This is a genomic window from Gluconobacter sp. (genome assembly GCF_047722525.1).
In the GTDB taxonomy this organism is placed as follows: domain Bacteria; phylum Pseudomonadota; class Alphaproteobacteria; order Acetobacterales; family Acetobacteraceae; genus Gluconobacter.
Genome location: NZ_JBDNYY010000010.1, coordinates 45,649 through 60,959, shown reverse-complemented (window position 1 = coordinate 60,959; position 15,311 = coordinate 45,649). Strand labels below are relative to the sequence as shown.

Sequence of the window (15,311 nt, the reverse complement as noted above, 5' to 3'; positions counted from 1 at the left end):
ACGATCCAAGCGACGCGCCCGACATGACACGCCGCAGAACAGCAGGAACCTCATCATGGCTGACAGACCCCGCTTTTTCGACGACCTCGCAGGCCTTGCCGGTAACGCCTTTTCCGCCGTGACCGGCGCCCGCGAAGAGCTTCACGCCATCGTCCGCACACGCGTGGACGAAATCCTCAACAGCCTTGATCTCGTGCGTCGTGACGAATTCGACGCCGTGCAGGAAATGGCCACCCGTGCGCGCATGGCACAGGACGCCACCGAACAGCGTCTGGCCGAAATCGAATCGCGTCTCTCGGCTGTCGAAGAACTCGCCACCGAAGAAAAGGGCGGTCCGCAAGGCTGATCTGCAACAGTCAAAGGCCCGGTGTGGCTTTTGCAAAGCGTAACGCTTGCACATAGGGCAAAGGGTCCATAACGTGATCAGTGCCGGGAGCGGATTTTCCACTTCCGGCCGCAGACATCTGGAGCGCCGCACCGGCGCCAGGCCGGTGCCAGGCTCCACGGCCTTGGGAGACCCGCCATGCCTGCCCTGAGCACCTCACTCACCACGGAAACAGAATCCCATCCGCTCGACCTGATGGAACAGGTCATGGGCCTCTACGAATGGGAGTTCGAACGTCTCGGCCCGTCCGAAATGGCTGCACAGGCCCCCGGACAGTGGTGCGATTATTCGCTTTATTTCACATGGTCCGACGAACTCTCGGCCCTGCACCTGAACTGCATTCTGGACCTGCGCTCGCCCGCCAAGCGCCGTCCGGACGTCCACGAACTCGTGTCCCTGGCCAATAACCGCCTCTGGATCGGCCATTTCGCCGTCGATCCCGACACAGGCACCCCTTCCTACCGACATACGCTGCTGCTGCGTGGCGTACAGACCCTTCCCGGCGAGAGCATGGAAGACCTCGTGGACATCGCCATGTCTGAATGCGAACGCTTCTATCCGGCGTTCCAGTTTGCACTCTGGGGCGGGAAATCCCCTCAGGATGCCATAGACGCCGCCATGCTCGACTGCGCAGGAGACGCCTGACCGTGACATCCGTCCCTTCGATCCTTCTCGCAGGGTGCGGCAAGATGGGAGGCGCGCTGCTCGACGGCTGGCTCGCCTCCCCCACACCGCCCCGGCTCGTCGTTCTCGACCGACACCGAACCTGCTCGGGCGGCGCCGTTAGCGTCGTCCGGACGGCTGCCGAAATCCCCGCTGATTTCCAGCCTGACATCATCGTTCTGGCCGTCAAGCCGGCCGCGGCCGAGATCGTAATCGATGCGATCGGCAAGGCCCTGGGCGCCCGCATGAACAGGGCCGCCATTCTTTCTGTCATGGCCGGGCGAACCTGCAATGCCCTGGCAGACGCCGCCCGACAGAGCGGTGCGACCATTCCCGTCCTCCGCGCCATGCCCAATACGCCTTCCGCGATCGGCGCCGGGATCAGCGGTCTCTATGCCTCCGAAGCCGCAACGGCGGAACAGAAAACCATCTGTCACGATCTGCTGTTTGCCGTCGGGGACGTCGTTCCTGTCGAGAAGGAAGCTGATTTGTCCGTGGTCACGGCCATTTCCGGCTCCGGTCCCGCCTATGTTTTCCTTCTGGCCGAACTTCTCGAGAAAGCCGGCCAGCAGCACGGCCTGTCCCCTGCCATCGCACGCCGTCTGGCACGGGGCACGATCTATGGTGCCGGCCGCATGCTCGATGACCTGCCTGACAGCGCGGAAGACCTTCGCAAGGCCGTCACAAGCCCCAACGGCACCACAGCCGCGGCCTTGGCCGTCCTCATGAACCCGGACGCCTGGCCCGAGACTGTTCCAAAAGCTATTGACGCTGCTACAAAACGGGCCGACGAACTCGCAGGCTGACGGTTTCTTTATGGGAGAGAGCTTGTCGGCGAACGTCAATGCTCCCACCATAAACCAGTAGCTTTCGACAGGAGACCCGTATGGACGGACGGCAGGACCCCTTTGAATCCGAGGACATGGCACTGAGCGGTCCACCGGATATGGCGCAGGAAGCTTTCGACGCCGCCCTCCTCCAGTCTGCCCTGTCACTCGCCGGGAACGAGGGATGGCACCGCTTTTCCCTCGTGGATGCCGCCCGCGAGGCCGACCTCCCCATCGAAACCGTGCGCAAGCGTTATCCTGTCAAGGCGCTTCTCCTGCTCCAGCTGGGGCGTCTGGCCGATGCCAGCGCCCTGCGGGACGATGGAAACGGTGGCACGCTGCGCGAGTATCTCTTCGACCTGATCATGCGCCGCTTCGATATCTTTCAGGAATATCGTGAAGGCGTGCGTGCGGTCCTGCAGGCCGTTCCCTACGATCCGGCTCTGGCGGCTTTTCTGGCCGGCACAACGCTTGATTCCATGAAATGGCTGGCCGAAGCTGCGGGAATCGACTGCACGGGTTTTGGCGGCATGATGCGCATCAATGCCCTGGCCGCTGTCTGGGCTCATGCCATGCGGGCCTGGGAAAAGGACGAAAGCCCCGATCTGGCCGCCACCATGGCAGCCCTCGATGCCGCACTGGACCGCGCCGAGCGCTACGGGATTCTCAAACCTTCAGCCCGACGCAAAATGGACGAGGCCCTGAGCAGTACCGGCCTGCCCGATCACGATCTCGAACTGGAATCCTGACTTCGGACTTTACGAAGCCCTCCGGTTCAGACTAGAAGGCCGAAAGCATGCGCTCCCGAGGGGGCGCATCTCTTGGGGTGTAGCCAAGCGGTAAGGCAGCGGATTTTGATTCCGCCATGCGGAGGTTCGAATCCTCCCACCCCAGCCACTCCTTCAGACAACCTGTTTCAGGCCCGGGCTGGCCTTGAATCTCACGGTGCGCCCGGCAGAAACCTCGACAGGCTCTCCAGTCCGGGGATTGACGGCCTGCCGCGCCCTGGTTTCACAGACCGTGAACGTCCCGAAGGAGGGAAGCGTAAAGCCTCCTTCCTGCCGCAGCTCCTCGATAATGGCCTCGATCATGTCATTGACGGCACGCTGGGCCACAACTCCCGTGCAGTTTATAGAATCCTGCAGGACTGCGGCAAGAAACGCTTTGCTCATGAATAAAACTCCAGATTTACTCAGTGCAGGTCGCATCTTGCCGGTACAGAAATGCCGCTAATGCGAACTGAAGGGCGGATGATCCGTTTTCTCAGAATGTCATAATCTTTCTTATAGAACCGCCTTAGAAACAACCATATATCATGAATTTAACGTTTCTTTCCCCAGCAGGACGGTCCGTGTCAGATTCTGTCTGCCTGTTTGCGTATTACAGCACAGACGCAAAACTGCCCTCCCACACACGTCATCTGCTCAGCCAGATCGCGTCCTGCGGCTTCACGATCCACATCGCTGCCTCCGGTCTTTCAGAAACAGCGGCCCAGGCGCTGCAAGATGATCTCGTGACCGGCACTCTCCCTGTTGCCGCAACGGTCCATCCGCGCCCCAATACCGGACTGGACTTCGGAGCATGGCAGTTCCTGCTGTCTTTGGGATGCGACAGGAACGCTGCCGAAATCCTGTTCGCCAATGACAGCGTTTTCGGCCCTCTTCTTCCCTTGCGTCCGATCGTGGACCAGATGCGGGAGAGGAAACTCCAGATCTGGGGCATGGTCCGCTCGGAAGCCGTCGTGTCCCATCTTCAATCCTGGTTCCTGTGCATGACCCGGGACGCTCTGGACCACCCGGCGATCCGGCGCATCTTCAACCAGCCCTTCAATGACATGAGCAAGGACGAAATCGTCCTTCACGGCGAACTGGGTCTCGGGCTGGCCATCAAGGCCGCCGGTCTCTCCAGCGGGGCGGCCTGGAGCAATGCCCGGGGTCTCGCCCGTCTTCTGGCCCTGAACCCCATGCATACGGACTGGCGGACGGTCCTGCGGTCGGGGAATGCCCCCTTCATCAAGACCGAACTCCTGCGCGACAATCCGAGCGGGATCGCCTCCACCCATCTGTGGAGACAGGAAATCCCCGATCCGGCATTCTTCAATCCAGACTGGATCGCGGCTTATCTGGCCTCGACACCACCTCGCAACCGCTCGAAACGCGCAGGTCTGCGGGCCAGACTGGTGCAGGCCCTCGCCAGCGAAGACCGCCGTCACGCCCTCACGGCCCTTCTCCTCGGACGCTAGACGCGCCCTCCAGCAGCCTGCTTCAGGAATCCGTAAAGCTCGTCTGCCTGCATATCGTATGTCGCAAGCTGTTCCTTACAGGGATTGACGTAATTCTCGAAACGCTCAGGCGCGTCCAGAAGCGCAGAGACCGCCGCAGTCAAGGTCTGGGACTTCCCATCCAGAGGCAGGCAGGTCCCGTTCACCCCGTCCACCACATCTTCGGATTGCCCCCCCGGAGACGTCGTGACGACCCAGACATCCCGCGACAGCGCCTCACGCACCGTGAGCCCGTAGCTTTCCTTCCACTGCGACGGAAACAGCAGCACATCGATCTGATCGTAGAAATCGTCCAGCCCGGACTGCGTATAGGCTGGCACAATGCGCAGCCGTCCGCGAACGGACCAGTCTTCCGGGAAGATCGACTGAAACCCGAGATTGAGCTTGTTATCCACCAGCACAAGCTCCCAGTCACTCCGCGACAGGGACTGCATGGCCTCTTTCAGCAGACCATATCCCTTGACGGCCTCCGTCCCACCGACGAATCCAAACCGCAGCGGCGCTCCCGCGATCCGCGCCCGACGGGGACGCTCGGGCCAGCGAAACCCGTTACGATTGACCACGATCCGCTCGGGTGCGATCCCGTTGGCCAGATACAACGCGCGATGAGCCTGTGACGGACTGATCAGAAGCGCCGCCCCCGCCAGAGCCTGTCGCATCACGACAGCCCGGTCCACGAGATGCCGCGCTCCCGGCACACAGGCCTGACAGACCGCCAGATCGATGGTCGTCTGGAAGCAATACCGTCCATCGGCACGGACCATGAACTGCCGTTCGCACAGCCACCAGGCATCATGAAGCGTCAGGACATAAGGAATCCCACGCTCCTGACAGACCCGCAGAAGACCCGTCCCCAGCCCCTGTGCGGCATGGACATGCACCACATCCGGCTGACACGCCTCCAGAACATCCGAAAACCGGGAGGCCATTGCCGGGTTGTCCAGTTGCCCCAGCCTGCCCTGATCGTCCGGCAGGACAGAGGCAAAGACCGTCATGCCCTCCACATCATACCGGATATCGCCATCAGGGAGATCCGCCACAGAGGGCCGTGACGTCAGAACACTGACCTGCGCGCCCTTCCGAACCAGCCGACACCCCATCTCCTCCGCAACAATCGTCGCTCCCCCAAACGAGCGCGGCGCAAAATAGACATTTGCCATCAGGATTTTAAGGTCCGGCGTCTCCCGGCATGGCGGCATACCGAACAGGGCCCGCGCCTGGGTCTGCGCCATCGCCTCAGGGGCATAGCGCGCCATCACATCCCCATATGCCGCATCCGCCAGCCTGCGCCGGTAGCCCTCATCCCGCGCCAGAGCCAGAAAACCGTTGCGCCATGCCTCGGCATCTGCGGCAAGAAGCCCGTTCTCCCCGTCGCGCAGCACGGTCAGGAAAGCCGCACACGGAGAACAGATGGCAGCAACCCGGACCACCGCCGCTTCAAGAAATTTGATATTGCTTTTGCAGTCGTTGAACAGCGTCCTTTCCAGAGGCGCAATTGCAATATCCGTCTGCGACAGAGCTTTCAGATAGTCCGGGTAGGACAGTTCCGTCAGCCGCTCGACCCGGTTTTCAAACCTGCTGAACGCCGAAGAAAGCTGCAACTGCCCGATCACCCTTAGGCAAAGACGCGGCTCTTCCGCCATTGCCGCCAGCAATCCCGCCTCGGCCTGCCTGAAATCGGCATCATGGGTATTGGTGCCCGATCCATACGAGACCCAGATGCGGTCCGATCCCTCATGCACCGGAAGAGACGCCGCAATCCTGAGTGTCTCCGCGTCCAGAGCATTCTCCAGCACCGCCACATCAGTCAGCCCCGCTTCCCGCATGGAGTCCGCGAGGGCCTGGGTCGATGCAATTCCCCGGCCACAGGCCAGCATACATTGGCGAAACAGCGCCACGCCCGACAGCAGGAGATCACGCTCCGCAGCAGGAAGCGTATCGATGTTCCCGTTCTGCCGATATTCGCCTTCATCGAAGATGAGGTCATCCACCTCCCAGCGGGGAGCGAGTCCCAGCCGATGCGCCTCCCCCACCAGTTTCATCACGTCCTCGAAGCCGGGAACCCGATAAAAAATGACATACGTGCAAAGCTGCAGGGCGGACATGGCTTCGGCAATATCCCGCCAGTCCACCACCTGAACCGGCCATCCCAGCGCCTCCAGGAAATCCCGCTTCTGCCAGACGCGATACTTGGCACACTGCCTCAGACTGAGTTCCGCAATAATCAGGACCTTTGGCCGCAATGCGTCAGTCCCGCAGCCGGGTGCGGCTCTGTAGGGATGATCCACGCCCTCCATACCGGCCCCAACAGTCTGCGGCCCACCCCGTAAGCGTTGCCGACGACGAAAACGGTGGATGACGGTTTTCCTGATCCCAGAAAGACCCTCCCGCCCCCACAGACGCAGCAAACGTCCGGGCAGTTCGCGCACGGGACGGCCGGAAAGCAGCTTGCCCAGCATCAGCGCCCGGACAGCCCGCAAAGGAACCGTCACACGCCAGGACAGCGATGTCTGAATCAGAGAAAGCTGCCGCAGGAGCTGCTGGTTTTCCTTCTGCAACTGCTCGGCTCTCAACCCGTTCAGCCGGGCCGCACTGCGATAACTTTCAGTCAGGTTTTCACGCGGGTCTTCCCGCATTCTGTCAGGCTTTCACAAGAATGAAAAAATGGCGTCAGAAACACGAAAGGCCGGACCCTTTCGGATCCGGCCTTCCTGAACAATGCAGGTCTGTCAGATGACAGATGCCGTCATTAGCTCAGGGTGAAGTTCGAAGCGTTCAGATCGCTGATGCCAACGAACGTGATCTTGGAGTTATCGGACAGCTCGATCGTGGTGTTACCACCAGCAACCGTGGCGTTCGACAGAACATTTGCCAGACCGTCGTTGTTCTGAAGGCCATACTGATACAGGGCCATCAGGTTGCCAGCTGCACTACCGAAGTCGGTAACCGTGTAGTCACCGCCTGCAGCACCCTTGGTCAGGGCGAACAGGTTTGCAGCGCCCGAACCACCCGTAAGGGTTGCCGAGCCCGAACCGCCAACCAGCGTATCAGCACCGGAACCACCAATGATGGTTTCGTTGCCCTTGCCAGCGAAAGCGTGCAGCGTGCCGTTGGAAGACGCAGCCGAAACGGTTTCGTTACCATCACCACCAACGAACAGGTTGGTGGAGCTTGCAGAACCGCCGACCAGCAGCAGATCCAGACCCGAAGCACCGAACAGCGTGGACGTACCAGCGGAAACGGTCGTTGCACCCGTACCGTTCAGGAACGTCAGAGCTCCCGAAGCGGTGATCGAGTTGGCCGTACCACGAACCTGCCAGATATCGGCAGAAGCCGAAATGGTGTCGTTCAGACCGCCCGAAACGGTGCTGATGGCGCCGGTCGAGAAGTAGGTGCTGGAGCTGCCACCCGTGATCAGGGTGTTGTTGCCGCCCGAAACGGTGTTGTGCGACGTAGTGTCGTAAACCGTTGCGTTCGCACCCAGCGTAACCACCGAGCTACCGCCCAGCAGCGTCACCGTGTCGGTGCCGGTCGTGCCGTCGATCGTGTCCTGACCTTCGGAACGAACGACGTTCGTGCCGCTGCCCAGCTCAATCTTGTTGTTGCCAAGACCAGCGCTGACGGTGTCGTTGCCGTTCGTGCCCGTAATGGTGTCGTTGCCGTCACCCGTGGCAATGGACCAGTTCCCCGTAGAGCTGCCACCCTTGAACGTGTTGTCGCCAACACCGCCAATGAAGAGGCCATCCTGGTTACCAGCCGTCAGGGTCACACCAGCCCAGTCACCAGCAAGAACGCTGATGTTCTTGGCCGTGTTGCCGGAAACATCCAGGCTGACAGCAGAATTCAGCGTGTCTTGACCCGTCTCCGAATAGCTGCCGACAGAAATATACTGCGTTGTGCTATCCGTCAGAGAGTACTGACCGCCCGCACTGATCAGGCCATGACCGGTGTTGGAACCCGGTGCCGAGTTGCTGCCGGGAGACAGATCATAAGAATCAAGCCCACCACTGGTGTGGAGGGTGGAAACAGCAGTCTGATACTGCTGTGCGAGCAGTTGGGTCTGCCCACCATTGACCGTGACCGCGAAGGTCTGGCCGGAGGCGCCAACTACTGTAGTAATAGCAATTACCGTGCACTCCTAAAAAGGTTGCCTCGCACCGGCGGCCCTCGGACCACCCAAATGATCGAGCGACGAGTCTTTCATATATCAGAGCGAGATTGGCAAAAGCAATCCACTTCGCACACGATACAAGGAATCATGGTCCGTCATTTGAGGATTCGAAAAGCCATACCGACTATGAGTTCTCCGTTTTCATTATATGGAAACGGAAAAGAGCGGATAATCCAACTCTTCAATCAAATCCTTTTATATCGCAAAAGTTCCGTCAATGTTAATTTCACCAGAAACAAAGATCACTAATATTGCTCAGTCCGCATCCAACTGAACCGCCCCTTTCCTGAAACACACCACGCTTCACAGACACAGCGATCCTGACAGGCCCATCCGTGAATTTTCCTAGTCCCTCTTCATTCTCCGCCCTGAAGGCGGACCATTATCTGGCATGTCTGGCACTGCTGCTGGCTTCGGAAAAGCCAGAGACCCGGGTTCTTCTCCATCGACAGGATCTCTCGGATCACATTCGCTTGATCCTCTGGCTGACGATGATCCTGACCGAGGAAAAAGGTCTTTCTGCGGGTCGGATCGCCTGTTCAGCCCCCCACCACGCCCAGATCCGTCACGCTCTTCGCGTAGCACTGGAGATTCATCTCCCCGCTCTGGACATCGGAATCGTTTCCAACCCGCCTCATAACGATGAAACCTTCCCTCCACTGCTGCTTCACGTTTCCGATAAGACAACGGAATGCTCCCAAGCCCACCCCGTTCTCCAGTTCGGACCGCATCTTTCTGAAGGCTCTTTCGCGCTTACTCCGGAAAACGCTCTGACTGTCGCAGGGGATTCGCCCTTCCTGAACTTCCTGCTCTCCGATACGCCGGAAAGCCTCGGGTACCGCCGCAATATCCGGCTACTTCTCGATCAAGATCGGAAAACCCGTTTCCTGATCTCCCAGACACAGGCCATGCAGCAGACGTCATTGGAAAAAACCCAGACCATCCAGGACCTGCGCGTCTCTCTCCGGATGCTCTCCAGCAGGAATACACATCTTCCGACGCAGACACCGACGCAGGGACAGGGAAATCCGGAGCCGGAGGCTGCGCCGCTTCCTGTCGAAGCCGGTCCTGATCCTGTCCCGCCGCGCCCTCTCTGGCTTCGGGCCCTTGGACGCTTGAAGCGCTCGGTCCGTCCGACGCCCCCCCCCTCCGCTCCCCCGGTTCAGGAAACCTCTCCGACCGAAAACAGTCCTACCGCACCGACGACGCCCTTTTCAGTACGTCGCGTACTTTTCGTCGCCGGCGAACCCGATACGCCCGGCGTTCTTTACCGGTGCTCCCGGAATGCCGCCGCCGCCCGGGATGCCGGCTTCGAAGCCAGGGTCCAGCCCTGCGCCTCCGTTGGCTACGATGATATCCGCTGGGCAGATGTCATGGTGTTCTGGCGGGTCGAATACAGCGGCCATGTCAGTACAATCTTCGAGCTCGCCAAAGAAGAGAACGTCATTACCGTCTTTGACGCAGACGATATTGTCTTCGTGCCCCATTATGCCCGCGTCGACCTGATTGACGGCATCCGTTCGATCGGTGCGACGGAAGACCGCATCGAACGCTGCTTCACCGACATGCGCCGCACGTTCCTGCGCTGCGATCAGGGATCCACCACAACGGCAGAGCTGGTTTTTGCCATGCACAGCCTGTGCCCGGTCGTTCACTTGCTCCCGAACGTCTATGACATGGCGTCCCTGCAACGCGCCCGCATGGCGCTGCGTATGCGTGGCGAGCCGGGCCGCGTCCAGACAGGCGACGGTCTGGTCCGTATCGGTTACGCCACCGGTTCACGGACCCATCAGCGGGATTTCGCCCCCATCTGCCCCAGCGTAGCCGAGGTGCTGCATCAGCGGCCCGAAGCCCGGCTTGTCCTTTTCCGGGAGCCGGATACCCATCGCCCCATCCTGATCATGGAAGAATTTCCCAGCCTGATCCCCGTGCAGGACCAGATCGAGTGGCGCGACATGGTCCCCCTGAACGAACTGCAGGACGAGTTCGCACGCTTCGACATCTCCATCGCCCCTCTGGAGACCGGAAACGTCTTCTGTGAAGCCAAAAGTGAGATCAAGTTCTTCGAGGCCGCCCTCTCCGGCGCTGCAACGATCGCCTCTCCGACCGGCCCGTTCCGGCGCATCATCCACCATGGAGAAACCGGACTCCTCGCAGACAGTCCAACGGAATGGCACGACGCCCTGATTGCCCTGATCGACAGTCCGGAACGACGCATCCGGATGGCTCGGGATGCCTATCATTCCATCCTCTGGCCCTTCGGCCCACAGGCACAGGCCCGGCGCATGAAACTCGCCCTGACATCCATGTCCGGAGACGAAGCGGCCGCCCTCGCAACGGAAACACGTCTCGCCAGAGACCGTCTTGCTCCCGCCCCCCTGCCCGTCATCCCGCCCAGCCGGACTCTCTTTCACCATGACGCGCTTGGTGAAGCGCCCGTCACGGTCGTCATCACATCCTATAATTACGCAGCGCATCTTCTGGACGCCCTGGAATCCGTCGCGGCACAGACCCTCCCCCTGCTGGATCTGATCGTCGTGGACGATGGCTCCTCCGATGGGTCACTCGCCCTAGCCCGCACCTGGATGGAACGGCATTGCGAGCGCTTCAATCGGCTGATCCTGCGACAGTCCATCACGAATGCCGGACTGGGCGGCGCGCGCAACATCGGAATGGACGCGGCCGAGACCGTCCATGTCATGCAACTGGACGCCGACAACACGTTGCGCCCCGAAGCCTGCGAGACGCTTCTGGCCTCCATGGACGACGGTACGGCCTACGCCTACCCGCTCATCGCCTGCTTCAACGAAAACGGTCCGGTCCTGATGGACATGACGGCAGACACCCATCACCAGCCCGGCACCCCCGAGCTTCTGGGAGACCTGCCGTTCAACCCGCTCTCCCTCGTTTCCGGCAACCGGATCGACGCGATGGCCATGGTCACCAAATGGGCCTGGGCCGCGGTGGGCGGCTACTATGTTTCACGTGAAGCAATGGGCTGGGAGGACTTCGATCTCTGGTGCTCGCTGGCGGAACGCGGCCTTCCCGGCCATCACGTCCCGCAGATCCTGGCCGATTACCGCCAGCACGAAACGTCCATGACCAATGCCTCGACGGAAAAGGACGCTCACAAGGCGCGGGTCGTGGCGTTCGTTCAGGCAAGGCACCCCTGGATCCGCCTCAGCGCCGAACGGGCAAAGCCCCGGAAAAACTGAAACCCTTTCCAGATCCGCCATAAAAAAAACCCGCTCCCGGACAAATCCGGAAGCGGGTTTTTCATGATCTGACAGATCGAACCGGGCCCTTCACAGAGCCCGATACGCCTCAATCAGAACGGGGCGTCGATGTCCACCACGTCAATCAGCTTGTGATTGACGAATTCCTTGATGCCCAGACCAATCAGTTCGCGACCATAACCCGAACGGGCCACGCCACCGAACGGCAGGTCAGCCTTCACCATCGTCGGATGGTTGATATAGACCATGCCCGTATAGATCTGCTCGGCAACCTTCACGCCGCGCTTGGTGTCCTTCGTGAAGACCGAACCACCCAGACCGAACGGCGAATCATTGGCAATACGGATCGCATCCGCATCGTCCTTGGCACGATAGAGCTGCGTGACCGGACCAAAGAACTCCCACAGACGGGCTTCATTGTTCTCATGCAGGTTGGTCATCAGCAGCGGCTGGAAGAACGCACCCTTCTCCGGCACCGACGGACCGATCACCTCGACAACCGCACCATGCTTCTTGGCTTCCTCGACCTGAGCCTTCAGATCGTCCGCAGCCTTCTGCGAGGACAGCGGCGCCAGCGTGGTGGACGGATCCATCGGATCGCCAGCCTTCAGCTTAAGAACTTCCGCCTTGTACAGCTCCAGGAAGCGGTCATACACGGCATCCGCCACGATCAGACGCTTGGCGGACACGCAGACCTGACCAGCATTCCAGTGACGTCCGAACGCAGCCCACTTCGCGGTTTTTTCCAGATCCGCATCGTCCAGAACCAGGAACGCGTCGGAACCACCCAGCTCCATCGTGGATTTCTTCAGGGCCTTCGCCGCAATTCCTGCGACAATGGCGCCAGCTCCTTCGGAACCCGTCAGGGCCACGCCACAGACACGCGGGTCCTTGAGGATCGTCTCGGTGTGATGACGGGCCGCATACAGGTTGCGGAATCCACCCTTCGGCAGCCCGGCTTCCTTCATCAGGTCATCGAACGCGGCAGCGCACTGCGGCACGTTGGAAGCGTGCTTGAGGATAACCGTGTTACCGGCGGAAAGCTGCGGCGCGATGATGCGGGCGATCTGGTAGAACGGGAAGTTCCACGGCTCGATCGCAAATACGATGCCCTGCGGCTGATGAACCAGAACAGCCTCGCCTTCCTTCGGGTCGGCAACCGGCAGCTTCTCGGCCTTCAGCAGCTCTTCAGCATGCTTGGCATAGTATTCGAAGATCTCGGCGGACAGGATCGTCTCTGCCTTGGCTTCCGCGTAGATCTTGCCCATTTCGAGCGTCAGAAGCTTGGAGTACTTATCAATGTCGCGGCGAAGGATGTTGGCAGCTGCCGTCATGATCTTCGCACGCTCGGCGAACGGCGTGTGACGCCAGCTCTTGAACGCATCATAGGCTTCGGTCAGCGCGGTCTGGACTTCCTGGTCGGTCGCATCCGGGAAAGTCTTGAGCGTCTCACCGGTATAAGGGTTGATCGTAGCATAAGCCATGACGGGTCATGTTCCTGTATGATGACGGGTTTCCAACATATTGGCACGAATGCCGACAGACAAAACCCCCTTACACTTCTGTACGTCGAAAGTTCACAAATCTGTGTTCGTTTCAGGGAGATTATCCCACAGCTCCTCAAGCCAGGCTTTTGCCGTGCTGTCAGACGGCGCGCGCCAGTCCCCACGCGGCGAAAGGGAACCACCCGAGACCAGCTTCGGACCATTGGGCATGGCCGAACGTTTGAACTGACTCGTCCCGAAAAAGCGCCGCAGAAAGATCTCCAGCCAGTGCCGGATTTCTGCCAGATCATAGGCAATTTTCCGGTCCTGCGGATAATGCGCGGGCCATGCCCCGCGAGAGGCATCCCCCCACGCGGCCTCTGCCAGGAACGCGATCCGCGACGGCGGGAACCCGTGACGCAGGATATGATAAAGTGTGAAATCCTGAAGCGGATACGGCCCGATCGTCTGCTCGGTACTCTGAACGCCCTGCCCCGTATCAGGCACCAGCTCCGGCGTGATCTCCGCACTGACGATCCGCTCCAGAACCGGGCCCACTCCTTCGCCCAGCTTTCCTTCCCGGGCCAGCCAGCGGATGACATGCTGGATCAGCGTCTTCGGCATCCCGGCATTGACGTTATAGTGGGACATCTGGTCCCCCACACCATAGGTGCACCAGCCCAGCGCCAGTTCCGACAGATCCCCCGTCCCGATGACGATCCCGTTGCGGTAATTGGCGATACGGAACAGGAAATCCGTCCGTAGCCCCGCCTGCACATTCTCGAAGGTGATGTCATGAACAGGCTGGCCTTCCGCAAAGGGATGGCCGATCCCCGCCAGCATCGTCTGCGCCGTCGGGCGAATATCCAGTTCGTTCACCTCGACGCCGAGCGCTGCCATCAGCGCATGCGCCAGGGAGCGACTTTCGCTTCCCGTCGCAAAACCGGGCATCGTGTAGGCGAGAACATGCGTCCGCGGCCAGCCAAGCTCGTCCGCCGCCCGCACCGCCACCAGCAGCGCCAGCGTACTGTCCAGCCCGCCTGATACCCCGATTACGGCCCGCTGCGCCCCGCTCGCCTGCAACCGCCGGCGCAGCGCGCTCACCTGAATGGTCCAGCCTTCATAGCAGTCCCGCGCGAGTGTCCGCGCATCGGACGGCACGAACGGGAAGCGCACGATTTCCCGCTTCAGCCCCAGATCCATCATGGGCGGCGCAAGCGTGAACCCGACCGTCCGGAACTCTTGGGCCGCCTGCCCGAACTGGCCCGTCCGCATCCGCTCCTGCCGCAGCAGATCCAGATCCACGTCCGCGACCACCAGACGCTCGCCCTGCGGAAAACGGTCCGACTGCGCCAGAAGGCGCCCGGCTTCATGGATCGACACCTGCCCGTCCCAGGCCAGATCGGTCGTGGACTCCCCTTCGCCCGCTGCCGCATAGGCATAGGCCGTCAGCGTCCGCATCGACTGCGCCTGACACAGCAGGGCCCGGTCATCCGTCCGCCCGATCGTCACGGGAGACGCCGACGGGTTGAGAATGACCGTCGCGCCGGCTTCCGCCAGTTTCCCGCTCGGCGGAGAAGCCACCCACAGGTCTTCACAGATTTCCACGCCCAGCGTCAGCCCGCGCAGATCTTCCGCCTGAAACAGCAGATCCGCTCCGAACGGCACATCCTCGCCAAACAGCCGGATCGTCCCGGATGTCTGAAGCCCGGACGTGAAATGCCGGGGCTCGTAAAACTCCCGATAGCGCGGCAGGTGCGATTTCGGCACAACACCCAGCACGCGCCCACGATGCACGACTGCCGCACAGTTATAGAGCAGATCCCCACGCACCAGCGGCAACCCTACCACCGCCACGGACAGCAGATCCCGCGTCCCCGCAGCAACCTGCCGAAGCGCCTCAAGCGCCCCGTCGAGCACCACATCCTGAAACCGCAGATCGTCCAGCGTGTAACCCGTCAGCCCGAGCTCCGGAAAAACCACGGCCGCCACACCCTGCCGGTCGCACGCACGCAGAACCCCCAGCACCCGCTCACCATTCGTCAGCGGCTCAGCAATAGTCACCGGCAGGGTACAGGCTGCGATCCGGGCAAACCCCTGATGATACAGGGAGCGGAACAGGGTCATGGCGGTCCTCCGGGCAGGCAGGCGGGTCATCATGTTTTTCATAGACCATCGATGCGGAAGACCGGAAACCGGCGCTCCACAAATGCATCATCCAGCAAATCGGACGTTGCGAAAATGAACCTGCTCCTCCCGCTGCC

General features: G+C 60.9%; 11 protein-coding genes and 1 tRNA gene. 7 read left to right on the top strand and 5 right to left on the bottom strand.

Annotated elements, in window-relative coordinates; translation table 11 throughout:
• Positions 1-55: 55 nt before the first annotated feature.
• From ABF859_RS10800 to ABF859_RS10780, 5 genes are all read left to right on the top strand, one after another.
• Positions 56-346, top strand: coding sequence for an accessory factor UbiK family protein (locus tag ABF859_RS10800; protein ID WP_011252692.1), 291 nt, complete (start codon positions 56-58; stop codon positions 344-346).
• A 177-nt stretch (positions 347-523) separates the two neighbouring features.
• Positions 524-1,030: a YbjN domain-containing protein gene (locus ABF859_RS10795; RefSeq protein WP_415527783.1), complete on the top strand. Its 507-nt coding sequence runs from the start codon at positions 524-526 to the stop codon at positions 1,028-1,030.
• Positions 1,031-1,032: 2 nt separating this feature from the next.
• Positions 1,033-1,854, top strand: a complete 822-nt coding sequence (gene proC / locus ABF859_RS10790) for a pyrroline-5-carboxylate reductase (RefSeq protein ID WP_415527782.1) — start codon at positions 1,033-1,035, stop codon at positions 1,852-1,854.
• Between the two features lie 80 nt (positions 1,855-1,934).
• Positions 1,935-2,624, top strand: a complete 690-nt coding sequence (locus tag ABF859_RS10785) for a TetR family transcriptional regulator (RefSeq protein ID WP_415527781.1) — start codon at positions 1,935-1,937, stop codon at positions 2,622-2,624.
• A 73-nt stretch (positions 2,625-2,697) separates the two neighbouring features.
• Positions 2,698-2,772: transfer RNA gene (locus tag ABF859_RS10780), tRNA-Gln, on the top strand.
• A gap of 5 nt (positions 2,773-2,777) precedes the next feature.
• Here ABF859_RS10780 and ABF859_RS10775 read toward each other — a convergent pair.
• Positions 2,778-3,047, bottom strand: a complete 270-nt coding sequence (locus tag ABF859_RS10775; RefSeq protein ID WP_415527780.1) for an HU family DNA-binding protein — start codon at positions 3,045-3,047, stop codon at positions 2,778-2,780.
• 179 nt (positions 3,048-3,226) lie between these two features.
• Here ABF859_RS10775 and ABF859_RS10770 point away from each other — a divergent pair, with 179 nt between their 5' ends.
• Positions 3,227-4,117, top strand: a complete 891-nt coding sequence (locus ABF859_RS10770) for a rhamnan synthesis F family protein (RefSeq protein WP_415527779.1) — start codon at positions 3,227-3,229, stop codon at positions 4,115-4,117.
• Here the strand turns inward: ABF859_RS10770 and ABF859_RS10765 are convergent.
• Entirely contained in the window at positions 4,114-6,792 is a 2,679-nt protein-coding gene (locus ABF859_RS10765) for a glycosyltransferase (RefSeq protein ID WP_415527778.1), read from the bottom strand. The genes ABF859_RS10770 and ABF859_RS10765 overlap by 4 nt on opposite strands.
• A 113-nt stretch (positions 6,793-6,905) precedes the next feature.
• Positions 6,906-7,925, bottom strand: a complete 1,020-nt coding sequence (locus tag ABF859_RS10760; RefSeq protein WP_415527777.1) for a calcium-binding protein — start codon at positions 7,923-7,925, stop codon at positions 6,906-6,908.
• A gap of 875 nt (positions 7,926-8,800) precedes the next feature.
• Here ABF859_RS10760 and ABF859_RS10755 point away from each other — a divergent pair.
• A complete protein-coding gene (locus ABF859_RS10755; protein ID WP_415527776.1) occupies positions 8,801-11,542 on the top strand; it encodes a glycosyltransferase in 2,742 nt (913 codons plus the stop codon).
• A gap of 113 nt (positions 11,543-11,655) precedes the next feature.
• Here ABF859_RS10755 and ABF859_RS10750 read toward each other — a convergent pair whose 3' ends face one another.
• The gene (locus ABF859_RS10750) at positions 11,656-13,047 is read right to left on the bottom strand and encodes an NAD-dependent succinate-semialdehyde dehydrogenase (RefSeq protein ID WP_415527775.1); all 1,392 of its coding nucleotides are present in this window, start codon (positions 13,045-13,047) and stop codon (positions 11,656-11,658) included.
• Between the two features lie 93 nt (positions 13,048-13,140).
• The gene (locus ABF859_RS10745) at positions 13,141-15,174 is read right to left on the bottom strand and encodes an NAD(+) synthase (protein ID WP_415527774.1); all 2,034 of its coding nucleotides are present in this window, start codon (positions 15,172-15,174) and stop codon (positions 13,141-13,143) included.
• Positions 15,175-15,311: the final 137 nt, after the last annotated feature.